11 protein-coding genes are annotated in these 15886 nt (G+C 73.3%); 3 read left to right on the forward strand and 8 right to left on the reverse strand.

The features are described from left to right. Positions 1-64: 64 nt before the first annotated feature. The 3 genes from B100_RS0107845 to B100_RS0107855 all read right to left on the reverse strand — a co-directional run bounded on the left by B100_RS0107845 (position 65) and on the right by B100_RS0107855 (position 6699). Positions 65-934 (reverse strand): DUF72 domain-containing protein, encoded by an 870-nt coding sequence (locus tag B100_RS0107845; protein WP_024883889.1) that lies wholly within the window; start codon positions 932-934, stop codon positions 65-67. 39 nt (positions 935-973) lie between these two features. After that, a complete protein-coding gene (locus B100_RS0107850) occupies positions 974-4897 on the reverse strand; it encodes a glycoside hydrolase family 2 TIM barrel-domain containing protein (RefSeq protein WP_024883890.1) in 3924 nt (1307 codons plus the stop codon). 278 nt (positions 4898-5175) lie between these two features. Then, on the reverse strand, positions 5176-6699 hold the full coding sequence (locus B100_RS0107855; protein ID WP_024883891.1) for a potassium/proton antiporter: 1524 nt from the start codon (positions 6697-6699) through the stop codon (positions 5176-5178). Between the two features lie 364 nt (positions 6700-7063). On the opposite strand from B100_RS0107855, the gene B100_RS0107860 reads away from it, so the two are divergent. Further along, complete coding sequence (locus B100_RS0107860; RefSeq protein ID WP_024883892.1) at positions 7064-7495, forward strand: NfeD family protein; 432 nt, start codon at positions 7064-7066, stop codon at positions 7493-7495. Between the two features lie 4 nt (positions 7496-7499). After that, positions 7500-8522, forward strand: coding sequence for an SPFH domain-containing protein (locus B100_RS0107865; protein ID WP_024883893.1), 1023 nt, complete (start codon positions 7500-7502; stop codon positions 8520-8522). Between the two features lie 284 nt (positions 8523-8806). Here the strand turns inward: B100_RS0107865 and B100_RS0107870 are convergent, their stop codons facing one another. Further along, positions 8807-9850: a saccharopine dehydrogenase NADP-binding domain-containing protein gene (locus tag B100_RS0107870; RefSeq protein WP_024883894.1), complete on the reverse strand. Its 1044-nt coding sequence runs from the start codon at positions 9848-9850 to the stop codon at positions 8807-8809. A 127-nt stretch (positions 9851-9977) separates the two neighbouring features. On the opposite strand from B100_RS0107870, the gene B100_RS0107875 reads away from it, so the two are divergent. Next, positions 9978-10913, forward strand: a complete 936-nt coding sequence (locus tag B100_RS0107875; protein WP_024883895.1) for a helix-turn-helix domain-containing protein — start codon at positions 9978-9980, stop codon at positions 10911-10913. Between the two features lie 65 nt (positions 10914-10978). Here B100_RS0107875 and B100_RS0107880 read toward each other — a convergent pair whose 3' ends face one another. From B100_RS0107880 to B100_RS0107895, 4 genes are all read right to left on the reverse strand, one after another. After that, the gene (locus B100_RS0107880) at positions 10979-11491 is read right to left on the reverse strand and encodes an O-acetyl-ADP-ribose deacetylase (protein WP_024883896.1); all 513 of its coding nucleotides are present in this window, start codon (positions 11489-11491) and stop codon (positions 10979-10981) included. Next, positions 11488-12897: a phytoene desaturase family protein gene (locus B100_RS0107885; protein ID WP_024883897.1), complete on the reverse strand. Its 1410-nt coding sequence runs from the start codon at positions 12895-12897 to the stop codon at positions 11488-11490. Before B100_RS0107885 ends, B100_RS0107880 begins: the two co-directional genes overlap by 4 nt. A 155-nt stretch (positions 12898-13052) precedes the next feature. Beyond that, positions 13053-13898 carry an inositol monophosphatase family protein gene (locus B100_RS0107890; protein WP_024883898.1) on the reverse strand — a complete coding sequence of 282 codons (846 nt, stop codon included), beginning with the start codon at positions 13896-13898 and terminating at the stop codon, positions 13053-13055. 101 nt (positions 13899-13999) lie between these two features. After that, positions 14000-15829, reverse strand: a complete 1830-nt coding sequence (locus B100_RS0107895) for a gamma-glutamyltransferase (RefSeq protein WP_024883899.1) — start codon at positions 15827-15829, stop codon at positions 14000-14002. Between the last annotated feature and the right edge of the window lie 57 nt (positions 15830-15886).

Genomic DNA, 15886 nt, shown 5'->3' on the forward strand with positions numbered 1-15886 from the left:
GATCGGCCACGGCGGCGTGGCGGTCTGGCGGAAATCCGACATGCAGGTCGGGGGGCGTACGGGCCTATTCGGCGGGGGCTGCCAGCAGCCCCCGCATCGTCTCCGCCGCCCGTACCGCCGCGTCGCCGCAGCAGTTGTTGAACAGGACGTGGAGTTCGTCCGTGCGCCGTGCCGCGCGGCGCAGGCGCGGCACCCAGGCGGCGAGTTCCGTCACGTCGTAGTCGTGGCGGAAGCGGTCCTCCTTGCTGCCCCTCCCCCACGCCCCGCTGCGGCCGTGGAACCGTACGACCGCCAGGGCGGGGCGGGTGACCGGGAGCAGGGGCGGCAGGGAGGCGGTGAGGCCCTGGGCCATGTCGACGCCGACCGTCGTGGCGCCCAGGGAGGCCAGCAACTCCGCCGTGTCGTCTCCTCGTTCGGGGTGCCACCAGGCGGGGTGGCGGAACTCGACGGCGAGCGGCCAGCCCTTGGTGCGTTCCGCGCAGTCCTCCAGGAAGCGTTCGGCCGGGGCGCCGGGGGTGAACCAGGGCGGGAACTGGAACAGCACGGCGCCCAGCCGTCCGGCCGTACGCAGGGGGTCGACCGCCTCGGCGAAGCGGCCCCACACCTCGTCGAGCAGCGCGGGGTCCACCGGCCCCCGCGCGGGTACCCGCCCGCGCAGGTCTGCCGGAAGCGCCTCCGGGCGGGTCGGGTGCCCGGTGAGCAGGGAGAACGCCTTCACGTCGAAGCGGAATCCGTCCGGGGTGCGCTCGACCCACAGCTCGCTGTTGCGGCGGCGCGGCAACGCGTAGTAGCCGGAGTCCACTTCGACGACCGGCAACCGCTCCGCGTAGTGCCGCAACCGCCCTTCGGCGTCGCGCCGTCCGCGGGGATACCAGCCGCTCGCGACGAGTTGGCGGTCCGTCCACGAGCAGGCGCCGACCAGGATGTCACCCATGGGAGCCCGGTTACCCCGGGCTCCCGTGAGTGTGCCCCGCTATTCGGTGGCCGTGGGCCGGCGGGAGAGGGCGGGCGCCCGGTCCACGTCGGTGAGCGGGCGCAGCCGGTAGGTGTAGGCGTAGTCGCGGTCCGCGAGGAGCTTGAACTCGTCGTGGGTGTGCGCGCCCCAGCTGTCGTCGCCGCCCACGCCCATCTGCCGGTGACTGACCCGCAGCACGACCGCGTCGCGCGGGGTGAGCTGGTAGTCGTGGCGGACTCCGGCGGACAGGTCCTCCGGGGTGAAGTGCGAGGCGTTGATCTCCAGGAGGGGTTCGCCGGACACCAGCAGCCCGCGTCCGTCGCGGCCGGTCAGGGCGGCCCAGCGGACGTCGGTCTTGTTGCCGTTCTCCTGGGGGCGGATGTACGGCGTCCACTGGTCGGCCACCGTCGAGGCGTAACGTCCCACGTCGGTGCCGTTGTTGCGGTCCCAGTGGTTCTCCTCGGGGCCGCGCCCGTACCAGTGCAGGCGGTCCAGGCGGCGGGGCAGGAACAGCAGCGTGCCGACCTCGGGGAGGTAGGGCAGGGTCGCGGCGCCCGGGTGGAGGGTGTTGTCCACCTTGATCTCGCCGTGTCCGAAGACCGTGTACGTGGTGGAGTACGCGGACTCGACGGTGGTGGGGAGGGTGCCGGTGACGCGGATCTCGACGGCCCGGTCGTCGAGCGTCCGTACGGTGACGTCGGTGACCGTGCGCCGGGCGCCCGCGTCGCGCCAGGTCTGGTTGCGCAGGTGCTGGCCGTTGCCCCGGTCGTTGTCGGTGGGAGCCCGCCAGAAGTTGGGCGCCGGACCGGCGGTGAGCAGGCGGGTGCCGCCCGCCCGGTAGTCGGTGAGGAGGCCGGTGCGCCGGTCGACGGTGACGGAGAAGCCCTGGCCGGTGATCCGGATGTCCTCCTCGCTCATCTCGTGCCGCAGTGCGGGGACTCCCGCGAGGGGCGCGGGGACCACGGCGGGGCTGTCGGCGTCGAGCGGGAGCTGGTGCCGGGCCACCTCGAAGCCGCTCTCGGCCCAGGGGGTGCGCTCCCGGGTGGTGAAGGACAGCTGGAGGAAGAACTCCGTGCCGGGGGCCGGCTTCCGGGGCAGGCGCACGGGCAGCTCGACGGCCTTCTCGGACAACGGTGCCACGTCGAGCTGGTCCCGGGTGAGCCGTCCGCCGCCGACCACCTCCCCGTCGGCGACCAGCTCCCAACGGCCTTCGAAGTCACGGACGTTGATGAACAGGTACTCGTTGGTGAGGGTGACGGCGCCCGGGCCGCCGCCCGGTGTGCGGGCGGCGCCGATCGCCTGGTGGACGCGCTTGATCTCGGCGGCCTTGCCGGTGAGCCGGCGGTCGGCGGTGAGGATGCCGTCGGCGACGAAGGCGCCGTCGTTGGGGTTGTCGCCCCAATCACCGCCGTACGCGAGGAAGGTTTTGGCCTCGGGGCGCTCGCGCTCGGTCCGCACGGTGGCGGCGTCGAACCAGAAGCGTACGCCGTCGTCGCCGGGTGCCCGCTCCTCGGAGGCCAGTTCGGCGGCGGTGAGGGCGCGGGCGTAGACCCGGGCGCGGCGGATCGTGCCGTCGAACTCCCGCGTCTGGTTGTCCGCGTCGGAGGCGAGGGACAGCGGGGCCGTGTTGCTGGTGGGCCGGCGGTCGGTGGCGCGGGTGGCGCGGACGGCGCCGTCGACGTGCAGGGTGAGGGTGCCGGCGTCGGCGTCGAGGACGCCCGCGACGTGGTGCTCCCTACCGCTCCAGTCGTCCGGCACGGTCCAGTTGACGGCGATCCACTCGCCGCCGGAGTGGATGAAGAACTCGACCCTGCGGTCGGTCTGTTTGAGGGCGTACTGGGTGTCGCCCTTGGCGACGATCGGCTGGTGGTAGCCGGGCACGCCCGGCGTGAACCACGCCTCCAGGGTGAGGGAGCCGGTGAGGTCCAGGCTGTCGTGCCGTTCGAAGACGGTGATGCCGGACAGGCCCTTGTCACGGTCGAGGCGACCGCGGGTGGCGAGGATCTCGCCGCGCAGCGCCGCGGGTCCCGACTCGGTGAGCAGGACGCGGTCGGGCACGGGAGTGTGCAGGGACTGGTCGGCGAAGTCCCAGATCCAGCCTCCCTGGAGGACGTCGTGACGGCGCACCACGTCCCAGTACTTCTTGAAGTTGCCGTTGGAGTTCCCCATCGCGTGGGAGTACTCGATCATCACGTACGGCCGCGTGTCGGCGGTGTCCCGGGCGCGCTGTTCCACGCGGGCGGGGCTCTCGTACATGCGGGAGCGGATGTCGCTGACGCCGGGCCGGTCGTCGCCCTCGTACTGGATGACACGGGTGCTGTCGTAGGAGCGGATCCAGTCGTGCATGGCGGTGAAGGTGGAGCCGCCGCCCGCCTCGTTGCCGAGCGACCAGATGACCACCGAGGGGTGGTTCTTGTCGCGGTGGACCATGTTCTGCGCGCGGGCGACGCAGGCGGCGGTCCAGTCGGGACGGTCACCCGGGTAGCGGTCGCGGATGCCATGGGTCTCGAGGTTGGTCTCGTCGACGAGGTAGAGGCCGTACTCGTCGGCGAGTTCGTACCACAGCGGGTTGTCGGGGTAGTGCGAGGTGCGGACGGAGTTCATGTTCATGCGCTTGACGAGGGTGATGTCCCGGACCATGTCCTCGCGGGTGAGGGCGGTGCCGCGGGCCGGGTGCATCTCGTGGCGGTTGGTGCCGCGGAAGGACACGGGACGACCGTTGATCCGCATCAGCCCGTCCTTGAGGGCGAACTCCCGGATCCCCACGCGGTGGGAGAGGGTCTCGACGACCGTGCCGGCCGGGTCGCGGAGCTGGAGGACGGCCGTGTAGAGGTACGGGTCCTCGGCCGACCACAGCCGGGGCCGGGGCACGGCCCGGGACGCCCGTACGGTGACGTCCCGGCCGGCGTCGACCGTGCCGAGGTCGGCGGTCCGCCGCAGCGGCCGGGACCACACGGCGTGCCCGCGCGCGTCGTACAGCTGCGTCTCGACGGTGTACCTGCCGCCGCCGTCCGCGCCGTCGCCGTACGCCCGCACGTGCGCGGTGACGTCCAGCTCGGCGGAGGTGTACGTGTCGTCCAGCGGCGTCTCCAGCTTGAAGTCACGCAGGTGCACGGGCGGGGTGGAGTACAGGTGGACCGAGCGGAAGATGCCGCTCAGCCGAATCATGTCCTGGTCCTCCAGCCAGTCGCCGTCGGAGTAGCGGTACACCTCCACCGCGATCTGGTTGGTGCCCGGGCGGAGGTGGTCGGTGACGTCGTACTCGGAGGGCGTGTAGGAGTCCTCGTCGTAGCCGGCCAGTTCGCCGTTGATCCACACGTAGTGCGCGGACTTGACGCCCTCGAAGTGCAGGAAGACGCGGCGGCCCCGCCAGTCGTGCGGGACGGTGAAGGTGCGGCGGTACTGGCCCACCGGGTTGTAGCGGGTGGGCGCGGCGGGCGGCTGCGGCTCCTCGCCTTGGCCGTTGGGGCCCCAGTAGGGGTAGGTGATGTTCAGGTAGACCGGGAAGTCGTGGCCGTGCAGCTGCCACACCGACGGGACGGGGACGGTGTCCCAGCCGCGGTCGTCGGTGTCGGTGCGGTGGAAGTCGGGGTCCCGGTCCTCCGGGCGGTCCGCGTAGGCGAACTTCCAGGTGCCGTCGAGGTCGAGCCGGTACGGGGAGCGGGTGCGGTCGGCGGCGAGGGCCTGGGGGACGCCGGCGTACGGCATGAGCGTGGTGTGCGGGGCTTCGGTGCCGACCCGGAAGACGCCGAAGTCGTTCCATTCCGGCGGGCCGTCGTCCGGCAGCGGGCGCGGACCGGCCGCGTGCGCGGCGCCGGACGGGGCGGACAGGGCGAGGGCGCCGAGCACGGCGGCGCCGGACTCCAGGAGACGGCGGCGGCTGACGACCGGCCGCCCGGGGCGGACGGGACCTGCGGCGGGAGACACGTGCGGGTGCGGCATGACCGTGGCCTTCCTCGGTTCGACAGGGCACTGCACGGACTGAGGGCGCGTCGGATCCCCCGACGGCGCGGCGTCACGGCGGCGACGTCACGCCTGGGGAGAACCACGACGGGTGGTGACGGTGCGACTACTGGGCCCGCCACACCCTAGGACTCGCACACAAACGAAGCAATGATGCCGTCGGAGTCTGTGCGGTAGTGGTGGTTCCGCGCGCGCCGGGGTGGTCCGCGCGCATCGGGGTCCGCACGCGCCGGGGTCCGCACGCGGCGGGCGTCCCGTCAGCTGCCGGTGGTGGTGCCTTCCGGTTCCGGCCTGCCGTGCTCGCCCAGCCAGCGGGCGAGCTTGCCGCGCCGGCCGATGGCCCGCAGTCGGCGTTCGGCGTCCTCGCGGGTCCGCGGAGTGGCGATGAGCAGCAGTTCGTCACCGGCGCGCAGCACCGTGTCGCGGTCCGGCACCAGCGTGGTGCCGTCCCGGACGATCAGGGTGATGACGGTCGGGGGCGGCAGCCGCAGTTCGAAGACGGCCACGCCGTGCAGCTGGGAGCCCTCCGGGATGCTCACCGTGAGCAGGTCGGCGTCCAGGACGTCGAGCGGCGCTGCCTCCACCTGGATCTCGCGCAGCGCGTCGCCGCGCACGAGGTGGAGGCGCCGGGCGACGGCGGGGAGGGTGGGGCCTTGGAGCAGGGTGAACAGGGCGACCAGCACGAACACGATGTTGAGGATGTCGCGGGCGTGCGGCACGTCCTCCACCACCGGGAAGGTGGTGAGCACGATGGGGACCGCGCCGCGCAGGCCGGCCCAGGAGATGAACGCCTGCTGCCGCCAGGGGATGCGGAACGGCAGCAGGCACAGCAGCACGGAGATGGGGCGGGCGACCAGCAGCAGCACCAGTCCCACGACGAGGGCGGGCAGGATCGCGGCGGGCAGTTCGCTGGGATCGACGAGCAGGCCCAGCATGACGAACAGGCCGATCTGGGCCAGCCAGCCGGCGCCCTCGGCGAAGGACCGGGTGGCGGCGCGGTGCGGCAGCTGCGAGTTGCCGAGGACCAGACCGGACAGGTAGGCGGCGATGATGCCGCTCGCACCGGCCGCCCCGGCGGCGGCGAAGGCGATGATGCCGAATCCGACCGTGGCCAGCGGGTAGAGGCCCGTGGCGGGCAGCGCGATGTGGCGCAGGGCGACGGCGCCCAGGTGACCGATCACGACGCCCAGCAGGCCGCCGACCACGAGCTGGAACAGCAGGCTGCCGAAGAGGGGCCCGATCGCCGGGAGGTCGCTCGTGGTGGTGGAGAAGACCAGCACCAGGATGATGGTCGGCGCGTCGTTGAAGCCGGATTCGGCCTCCACCAGTCCGGTCAGTCTCCGCGGCAGGGGCAGTGCCCGCAGGACGGAGAAGACGGCGGCGGAGTCGGTCGAGGAGACGATCGCGCCGAGCAGCAGCGCCACGTTCCAGTCCAGGCCGAGCAGCCAGTGCGCCCCGGACGCGGTGACCACGACGGAGACGACCACGCCGAGGGTGGCCAGCACACCGGCGGGCGCGACCAGCCGCCGTACGTCGCTCCACTGGGTGGTCAGGCCACCCTCGACGAGGATCACGGCCAGGGCGGCGGTGCCGAGCGCCTGGGCCAGCTGCACGTTGTCGAACCGCAGGCCGAGCCCGTCCTCACCGGCCACGATCCCCACCGCGAGGAACAGCAGCAGACTGGGCAGACCCACCCGGTGCGCGGTACGGGCGGCGGCGATACTGGCCAGCAGCACCGTGCCCGCGATGAGCAGCGTCAGGTACAGCTCGGGCAAGGTCATCAATCGGTTCCTCGTGCCGTCCTCTGCCGTCCGTCGTCCGCCGGCTCCCCGGCCCCGCCGTCGACGCTGTGCATCACGATCACACCGGGCGAGGTGGCACAGGCGCACATACACGCCAGGCGGAGGCCGACGTCGACGGGGTCAAGGGGGCTCTTCGAACCCTCGCCCGGCGGGGCGGGCGGCCGCCATAAGGGTCATCACCCAATTGGAGGCGTGCCGGACATGTACGGCGGGAATGCTCGGTGCATGGACCTCGGCGCCGGGGCCGTGTCTGGGTAAAGTGGTCGCAAAGGTGCCGGTTCCCGCCGCTGTGCCGCCGGCGCCCCGGCCGAAGCCCTCCACCCCGGGTGAGAAGAGGCGCGACATGGACTCCTGGCTGATCTGGCTGATCGTCGCGGCCGTGCTGGCCGTGGCGGAGATTCTCACTCTCACCGCCGCCCTCGGGATGCTGGGCGTGGCCGCGCTGGTCACGGCGGGGGTCGCCGCCGTCGGGATGCCGCTGGGGGTCCAGTTGGTCGCGTACGCCGTCCTCGCCGCCGTGACCCTGGTGTTCGTACGTCCCCTCGCCCTGCGCCACGTGGTGCGGCCGCAGGGTCCGCGTTTCGGTGTGGACGCGCTGGTGGGCAAGCCCGCGCAGGTGCTGACCGCCGTGTCGGGCACCGGCGGCAGGGTCCGCATAGACGGCGAGGAGTGGACGGCCCGCAGTTACGACGAAACGCTGGTGATCTCACCCGGAACGACCGTCGACGTCATCGAGATCAGTGGCGCCACCGCGATCGTCTACCCACGGGACTGAAGCCATGGACATCTCCGCCTCGCTCATCGCAGGCCTGCTGGTCGCGCTCCTCGCGATCTTCACCGTCGTGCGCGCGGTCCGTATCGTGCCGCAGGCACGCGCCCGCAACGTGGAGCGGCTGGGCCGCTACCACAAGACTTTGAACCCCGGCCTCAACCTCGTCATCCCGTACATCGACCGGGTGCACCCGCAGATCGACCTGCGCGAGCAGGTGGTCTCCTTCAAGCCGCAGCCGGTCATCACCGAGGACAACCTGGTCGTCGAGATCGACACCGTCCTGTACTTCCAGGTCACCGACCCGCGGGCGGCTTTCTACGAGATCGCCAGCTTCCTCCAGGCGGTGGAGCAGCTGACCGTCACCACGCTGCGCAACGTGGTGGGCTCCATGGACCTGGAGAAGACCCTCACCTCCCGGGACACCATCAACAGCCAGCTGCGCGGGGTGCTGGACGAGGCCACCGGCAAGTGGGGGCTGCGGGTCAACCGGGTGGAGATCAAGGCGATCGACCCGCCGCAGTCCATCAAGGAGGCCATGCAGAAGCAGATGCGTGCCGAGCGGGACAAGCGGGCCGCGATCCTGGGCGCCGAGGGCCAGCGCCAGTCGCAGATCCTCACGGCGGAGGGTGACAAGCAGGCGGCGGTGCTGCGCGCCGAGGGCAACCGGACCGCTGCGATCCTGGAGGCCGAGGGCCAGTCGCGGGCCATCGACGAGGTGTTCCAGGCCGTCCACCGCAACGACCCCGACCCCAAGCTCCTCGCCTACCAGTACCTGCAGGCGCTGCCGCAGCTGGCACAGGGCCAGGGCAACAACTTCTGGGTGATCCCTAGCGAGATCACCAGCGCGCTGCAGGGTGTCTCCAAGGCGTTCAGCGAGGTGCTGCCACCCTCGCCGGCCACCCGGGACAAGCCCGCCGCCGACGACGCGGCCGCTGCCAAGGCGGCCGACGACACGGCCGAGGCGGCACAGGCCGCCGCCGAGGCGGTGGCGGACGCGGCGGAGGCGGACAGGCGTCCCCCTCGCGCCTGAACGCACGCGGCGGGCACCAGGTGGCCGACCCGGACGCGGCCGACCGCCGCACACGCCGCAGCCAGGCCGGCGACCGCACCCGGAGCGGCACGCCCGCGCGGCCCCCCGCATGGCGGGCCAGGCCCTGTGTCCGCCATGCGGGGGGGGCCGGCCGACTACGGCAGCGCGCCGCCGGCCATACGCCGCGGCCGCCTGTGCAACCGCGCCGCCGCGACTGTTGGGACGGCGGCCCGGGAGCGTGAGGCTCGCTGCGGGCACGCGCCCGGCAGGGTGGTCGGCTCGGGTCAGGCGTTCCGCTTCTGCGGGTGCAGGTCGAGTGTGATGTGCGGGTCGAGCGCGTGCAGGAAGTCGGGGGCGTCGAACATCTCGCCGGCGGAGACGGTGCCGACGGTCTTGGTGCGGCCGGTCAGGACGCGCTCGAGGGCCTCGGTGACGAGGGGCGCGGTGACGGCGTAGATGTCCTGGCCACTGGCCGTGGCCCGGCGTTCGGCTCCGCCGGAGCGGACGACGACGTCGACGAGGAAGGTCTGGTCCGAGCGCCCGCGGGCGTCGGCGGCGGTCGGGGCCGGGGTGTGGGGGGCGGCGACGTCTCGGGCCGCCTCGGCGCTCATGTAGGTGGTGACCTCGGGGATGGAGAGGTGCTGGGGGACGGTGACGACGTCCGCCATCGTGAACTCCGCGATCACCGGCCGGGGTCCCATCGGTTCCGGGAAGGTCCACTCCAGGGTGGGCGCGGCGTCGGTGCGGCGCTCCCACTGTCCGCCGCTCCAGCGCAGGCGGTGGGCGCCGCGCCGCTCGCGGGAGACCGCGCCCGAGAGCCGGGTACCGGCGGTGGGATGCCAATGGCTGAGGGCGTAGGCGATGTGTGCCTCGTCGGCCTCGGTCCAGTCGCCCATCGCCGCGGTGGTCAGCAGGTCGCCGAGGCCGCCGAAGAAGGCCATGGCCGGGACGATCACCGCTCCCGCGTCCCGGGCCCGCTCGCGGTAGCGGGCGAAGGTGTCGAGGTTGGCCTCGAGCTCGGCGGCCACGTCCAGGTAGGGGATCTTCGCATGGAGCGCGGCTTCGATGACAGGGCCGGTGGTCGATGCGAAGGGGCCGGCGCAGTTGATGACCGCCGCCGTGCCCGCCAGGGCCCGCTCCAGCGAAGCCGGGTCCTCGACCGACGCCACCCGAACCTCCTGCCCGTGTTCGTGGGCCATCTCCTCCAAGGTCCGCGCGTTGCGCCCGGACAGCACCGGAACGAACCCACGGGCGGCCAGCTCCGCGACCACGAACCGTCCGGTGTGACCGTAGGCACCGAACACCGTCACCAGCTGACCTGACCCCATGGAACTCTCCCGTGTACGCGAACGCCCGCCGCGAGGTCGGTCCCCTGCGGCCTGACAACCACATCCTGTCCCTCCGGCAGCGCCTCGCGGGAGCGTCGGAAACGACATGTCGCGTACAGTTCCGGACATGCCCGCCGTCGCGCTGGCCGTCACCGACGGCATGCTCCACTACGAACTGTCCGTGGCTCTCGAGGTTTTCGGGGACGACCTGACCCACGTCGTGGACCCCTGGTACGACTTCTCCCTCTGCGGGAGCGGTCCGGTGTCCGTGGGCCGCTTCCGCCTGGAGCCGGACCGAGGACTCGACCACCTCGCACAGGTGGACACAGTGATCGTCCCCGGGTGGGCCGACACCGACCGCGACCCGCCCGCCGAGCTGGTCGACGCGGTACGCGCGGCCCACGCGGCAGGTGCCCGCGTGGCCTCACTGTGCACAGGCGCTTTCATCCTGGGCGCGGCAGGACTGCTCGACGGCAGGCGCGCCACCACACACTGGGCCCACACGCGGGAACTGGCCCGGCGCCACCCGGCGGCCACCGTCGATCCGGACGTCCTCTACGTCGACAACGGCGACGTCCTCACCTCCGCGGGCAAAGCCGCCGCCATGGACCTGTGCCTGCACCTGGTCCGCCTCGACCACGGCTCGGCCGACGCCAACAAGATCGCCCGACGCCTGGTCACCCCACCCCACCGGGACGGCGGCCAGGCGCAGTTCATCGCCACCCCCCTCCCCGCCCCGGGCAACCATCCTCTTGGTGAGCTCTTCCCCTGGGCGCTGGAGCGGCTGGACCGGCCGCTGACCGTGGAGGACCTGGCCCGTCAGGCGCGCATGAGCTCACGTCACCTCGGCCGCCACTTCAAGCACCTCACCGGCACCACGCCACTGCGATGGCTCCACACCCAGCGCATTCGCCACGCCCAGGAACTGCTGGAGACCACCGACGCCACCGTGGACACCATCGCCGCGGCCACCGGCATGGGCACCGCCACCACCCTGCGCCGCCACTTCCACCGCAGCGTCGGCGTCCCGCCCGACGCCTACCGCCGCACCTTCCGTCCGTAAGGGGCGCCCAGGCCCTCCGTGCGCGGGCCGCGCCGGCACCGCGGGACGGGCTCCGGCGCGTCGGATCAAACGGTGCGGGCGGTGAAGGCCTGGTAGGCCCGGTCGTCGAAGAGGACGAAGGTCACTTCCTCGACCGCCGTGTCCGTCGCGCGGACCGTGTCCACGGCGATGCGGGCCGCGTCGTCCAGGGGCCATCGGTAGACGCCGGTGGAGATGGCGGGGAACGCGACCGTGCGGGCGCCCAGTTCGTCGGCGACGCGCAGCGACTCCCGGTAGCAGGAGGCGAGCAGCGCGGAGCGGTCCTCGCTCTCGCTGTACACCGGGCCGACCGTGTGGATCACCCAGCGGGCGTCCAGCCGGCCCGCGGTCGTGGCGACCGCCTGCCCTGTGGGCAGCCCCCTGCCGTACCGGGAGGCGCGCAGGGCGCGGCACTCGGCGAGGATCTCCGGGCCGCCCCGCCGGTGGATCGCGCCGTCCACGCCGCCCCCGCCGAGCAGGGACGAGTTGGCCGCGTTGACGATCGCGTCGGCGCTCCGGCGGGTGATGTCGCCCTCGACGAGGGTGAGGGTGGGGGTCATGTCTGGCGCAGCCTCCTCCATACCGCCTTGGCGGCGTTGTGCCCCGGCATGCCGTGCACGCCCGGACCGGGCGGGGTGGCCTGCGAGCAGATGAAGACGGCCGGGTGCGGTGTCGTGTACGGGGACAGGGACAGCTTGGGGCGCAGCAGGGTCTGCAGCCCCGAGACCGCGCCGGTGGCGATGTCCCCGCCGACGTAGTTGGCGTTGCGGGCGGCCAGTTCGGGCGGTCCCGCGGTGGCGCGGGCCAGCACGCGGTCGCGGAACCCCGGGGCGAAGCGTTCCAGTTGGCGCTCGATGGCATCGGTGAGGTCGCCGGTCCAGCCGTGCGGGACGTGCCCGTAGACCCAGAAGACGTGTTTGCCGGCGGGGGCGCGGGTGGGGTCGACGACCGAGGGCTGGACGGTGATGAGGAAGGGCGCGTCGGGGGCCCGGTTCTCCCGGGAGGCGGCGCGCAGCGCGGCGCCGATCTCCGCGCTGTCGGCGCCGATCTGCACGGTCCCGGCGGTGCGCGCCTCGGGGGCGGTCCACGGTACGGGCCCGTCCAGCGCGTAGTCGATCTTGAAGACGCCGGGGCCGTAGCGGTAGCGGGCGTAGTGGTCGCCGAAGCCGGCGATGCGGGCCAGCGCGGTGGGCGAGGTGTCGAAGACGTACGCCCGGGCCGGCGGCAGGTCGTCTAGGCGCTTGACCTCGTAGTCGGTGTGGACGGTGCCGCCGAGTTCGCGCAGGTACCCGGCGAGGGCGTCGGAGAGGGCCTGGGAGCCGCCGCGGGCGACGGGCCAGCCGCGGGTGTGCGCGGCGAGGGCGAAGACCAGGCCTATGGCCGAGGTGGCGAAGCCGCTGAGCGGGGCCATCACATGGGCGACGAGGCCGGCGAAGAGGGTGCGGGCCCGCTCGTCGCGGAACCGGCGGGTCAGCCAGGTGGACGGGGGCAGGCCGACGAGGCCGAACCGGGCGAGGGTGACCGGGTCGCGGGGCAGCGCGGTCAGCGGCAGTGACATGAAGTCGCGGACCAGGGTGTCCCAGTGGGGCAGGAACGGTGTCACGAGCCGGCGGTAGGCGCCGGCGTCACGCGGTCCGAAGGAGGCCGCCGTCTCCGCGACCGACCGGGACAGCACGGCCGCCGTGCCGTCCGGGAAGGGGTGCGCCATGGGCAGCTCGGGGTGGAGCCACTCCAGGCCGTGGCGCTCCAGGGGGAGGGCGCGGAAGGCGGGCGAGCTGACGGCGAGGGGGTGGGCGGCGGAGCAGGGGTCGTGCCGGAAGCCGGGAAGGGTCAGCTCCTCGGTGCGGGCGCCGCCGCCGACGGTGTCCTTGGCCTCGAAGAGGGCCACCGAGAAGCCGCGCCGGGCCAGCTCCACGGCGGCGGTCAGGCCGTTCGGCCCCGCTCCCACCACGACCGCATCGAGCATCGACGGCACCTTCGGACTCCTTCGTCAGCCGACGGCCACTTGAGGATCAGGATATGCCCGGCCGTGAACGATCTCGGCGGGGCTTCGGTCACACGGCCCGGAACGGGCCCGGCGAGCGGTGAGGGATCCGGGGTCCGGCGACCGCCGTGCGGAGGTCAGACGGCGCGCGACAGCAGCTCCACCACCCGGCGGGCCGTGGCCGCGTCGCGGGCCGCGGTGAAGGGGAGGGTGTTGCCGCCGCGGATCTCGTAGGGCCGTCCCGCGCGGGTGAGGTGGGCGCCGCCCGCCTCCTCCACCAGCAACAGTCCGGCCGCGTGGTCCCAGGCCAGCTCCCAGTTGAACGCGGTGGCGTCCAGCTCGCCGCGGGCCACGGCCAGGTACTCCAGGCCGGCCGAGCCGCAGGGGCGCGGGGCGACGCCGTCGGTACGCAGGCCGAGCAGGGCGCGCTTCTGCTCGTCGGTGGTGAAGTCCGGGTGGGAGGTGGCGACGCGCAGGTCCCGGCCGGCCTCCGGGGAGCCGGAGCGCAGCGGCTCGCCGTCGAGGCGGGCGCCCTGTCCGCGGACTGCGGTGGCCAGCAGGCCGCGGGCCGGCGCGTAGGTCCAGGAGGCCCGCACCACTCCGTCGAGGGCGAGGGCGACCAGGGTGCAGAAGCCGGGCTCGCCCCGCACGAACTGGCGGGTCCCGTCGACGGGATCGACGATCCAGACCGGCGCCCGGCCCTGTATCGCCTCGTACGACGCCGGGTCGGCGTGCACCGCCTCCTCGCCGACCACCGCGGAGCCGGGCAGCAGGAGGGGCAGCTGCCGGGTCAGGTACAGCTCGGCGCCGCGGTCGGCGTCGGTCACCAGGTCGTGCGGTCCGCTCTTGCGGTCCACCTCGTGCTCGGCGAGGCGGCGCCAGCGCGGCATGATCTCCCGCGCGGCGGCCTCGCGGACCGCTTCCTCCACGTCGTGGGCGTGCCGGGCCAGGAACTCGTCGATGGTTGCGTCGGTGTCGATCACTCCTCCATGAGAGCACGCGCCACCGACACCCCCGCCCCGCCCGCGTCGGTCTCGGGTGCGCGCGGGCCGGAAATGGGCTGCCCGCCCCGTGACCCATGGGCTCAGCGGCCCACCGCGTACCCCTGCTGTCCGCGCGGGTTGGCGGCCGCCGAGAGGACGCCGGTGTGCGGGTCGCGGGCCACCGCGCACAGCCGTCCCTCGGACCAGGCGTCACCGACCGTGACGTCGTGGCCGCGGCGCCGCAGCTCCTCGACGACCTCCGGGTCGGTGCGGGACTCGACGGTGACGCTGCCGGGCCGCATGCCGCGGGGGTGGAAGGAGCCGGGGAAGCTGTCGTTGTGCCAGTTCGGGGCGTCGATGGCGCCTTGGAGGTCGAGTCCGCCGCGCACCTTGGCGCGCAGGGCGACGGCGAGGAAGAAATGCAGCTGCCACTGATCCTGCTGGTCGCCGCCGGGGGTGCCGAACGCCATGACGGGCACCCCGTCGCGCAGCGCGAGGGACGGGGTGAGCGTGGTGCGGGGGCGGCGGCCCGGGGTGAGGCTGTTGGGCAGGCCCTCCTCCAGCCACGTCATCTGCAGCCGGGTGCCGAGCGGGAAGCCCAGTTCGGGCACGACGGGGTTGGACTGGAGCCAGCCGCCGCTGGGCGTGGCGGAGATCATGTTGCCCCAGCGGTCGACGATGTCGAGGTGGCAGGTGTCGCCGCGGGTGGAGCCGTCGGCGGAGACCTCGGGTTCGCCGGGCACCGGGGAGGTGGGGTGCTTGGCGACGGTCGGCTCTCCGGCGCCCGGCGCGCTCGCGGCCTGGGGTCCGGTGGCCGCGAGGCGGGCGCGGAGTGCCAGCCGGGGGGTACGGCCGCCGGGGCTGCCGGGGCGCAGCGCGTGGGAGGCGCGGGGGCCCACCCTGGTCCGGCGTTCGGCGTTGTACTCGGCGGACAGCAGGTCGTCGAGCGGCACCTCGGCCGCGTCGCCGTACCAGGCCTCGCGGTCGGCCATGGCGAGCTTGCAGTTCTCGATCAGCAGGTGCAGGTAGGCGGCGGAGCCGTACGGCGGCAACTCGGACGGAAGCAAGGCGAGTTGCTGGAGCAGTACCGGTCCCTGGCTCCAGGGTCCGGCCTTGCACACGGTCCACCCGTCGAAGTCGTACGTCACCGGGTCCTCGTAGCCGGCGGACCAGGCGGCGAGGTCCTCGGCGGTCAGGGTGCCGGTGTGGTGCTCGCCGCTGGTGTCCAGAGTGGGGCGGGCGGACTGCCGCAGCAGTGCCTCGGCGACGAACCCGGTGCGCCACACGTCCCGGGCGGCCTCGATCTGCGCCTCCCGGTCGCCCGCCCCGGCGACCTCGGCGAGCAGCCGCTTCCAGGTGGCGGCGAGGGCGGGGTTGCGCAGCAGCTCACCGGGGCGCGGCGACCGGCCGCCGGGGAGATAGACCTCGGCGGAGGTGGTCCACTCGGTCTCGAACAGCTCGCGCACGGTCTCCACGGTCCCGCCGACGCGTTCCACGGGCGGGTGGCCGTCCTCGGCGTAGCCGATGGCGTACTTCAGGACGTCGGCGAGGGGCTTGGTGCCGTGGTCGCGCAGGAGGAGCATCCAGGCGTCGAAGGCGCCGGGCACGGCGGCGGCGAGCGGTCCGGTGCCGGGGACCAGGTCGAGGCCGAGGGAGCGGTAGTGGGCGACGGTGGCTCCGGCCGGGGCGACGCCCTGTCCGCAGAGCACGCGCACCTCCCCGCCGGCCGGTGCGAGGAGGATGGGCACCTCGCCGGCCGGCCCGTTGAGGTGGGGTTCGACGATGTGCAGCACGAACGCCCCGGCCACGGCCGCGTCGTAGGCGTTGCCGCCGTCCTCGAGGACGGCCATGGCGGACTGCGAGGCCAGCCAGTGGGTGGAGGACACCATGCCGAAGGTGCCCTGAAGGGTCGGTCGGGTGGTGAACTGCATTCCCTGCCCTCGGTGTTCGCGTCGTCCGGCCCTGTCCCGCCACCGCCCGGTCCGGGC

Source organism: Streptomyces sp. CNH189 (assembly GCF_000527195.1).

Bases quoted from the DNA above. Each gene is read 5' to 3' on its own strand.
- B100_RS0107885 (WP_024883897.1), bottom strand. From the start codon at position 12,897: ATGCTCGATGCGGTCGTGGTGGGAGCGGGGCCGAACGGCCTGACCGCC.
- B100_RS0107895 (WP_024883899.1), bottom strand. From the start codon at position 15,829: ATGCAGTTCACCACCCGACCGACCCTTCAGGGCACCTTCGGCATGGTG.
- B100_RS0107860 (WP_024883892.1), top strand. From the start codon at position 7,064: ATGGACTCCTGGCTGATCTGGCTGATCGTCGCGGCCGTGCTGGCCGTG.
- B100_RS0107880 (WP_024883896.1), bottom strand. From the start codon at position 11,491: ATGACCCCCACCCTCACCCTCGTCGAGGGCGACATCACCCGCCGGAGC.
- B100_RS0107850 (WP_024883890.1), bottom strand. From the start codon at position 4,897: ATGCCGCACCCGCACGTGTCTCCCGCCGCAGGTCCCGTCCGCCCCGGG.
- B100_RS0107875 (WP_024883895.1), top strand. From the start codon at position 9,978: ATGCCCGCCGTCGCGCTGGCCGTCACCGACGGCATGCTCCACTACGAA.
- B100_RS0107855 (WP_024883891.1), bottom strand. From the start codon at position 6,699: ATGACCTTGCCCGAGCTGTACCTGACGCTGCTCATCGCGGGCACGGTG.
- B100_RS0107845 (WP_024883889.1), bottom strand. From the start codon at position 934: ATGGGTGACATCCTGGTCGGCGCCTGCTCGTGGACGGACCGCCAACTC.
- B100_RS0107865 (WP_024883893.1), top strand. From the start codon at position 7,500: ATGGACATCTCCGCCTCGCTCATCGCAGGCCTGCTGGTCGCGCTCCTC.
- B100_RS0107870 (WP_024883894.1), bottom strand. From the start codon at position 9,850: ATGGGGTCAGGTCAGCTGGTGACGGTGTTCGGTGCCTACGGTCACACC.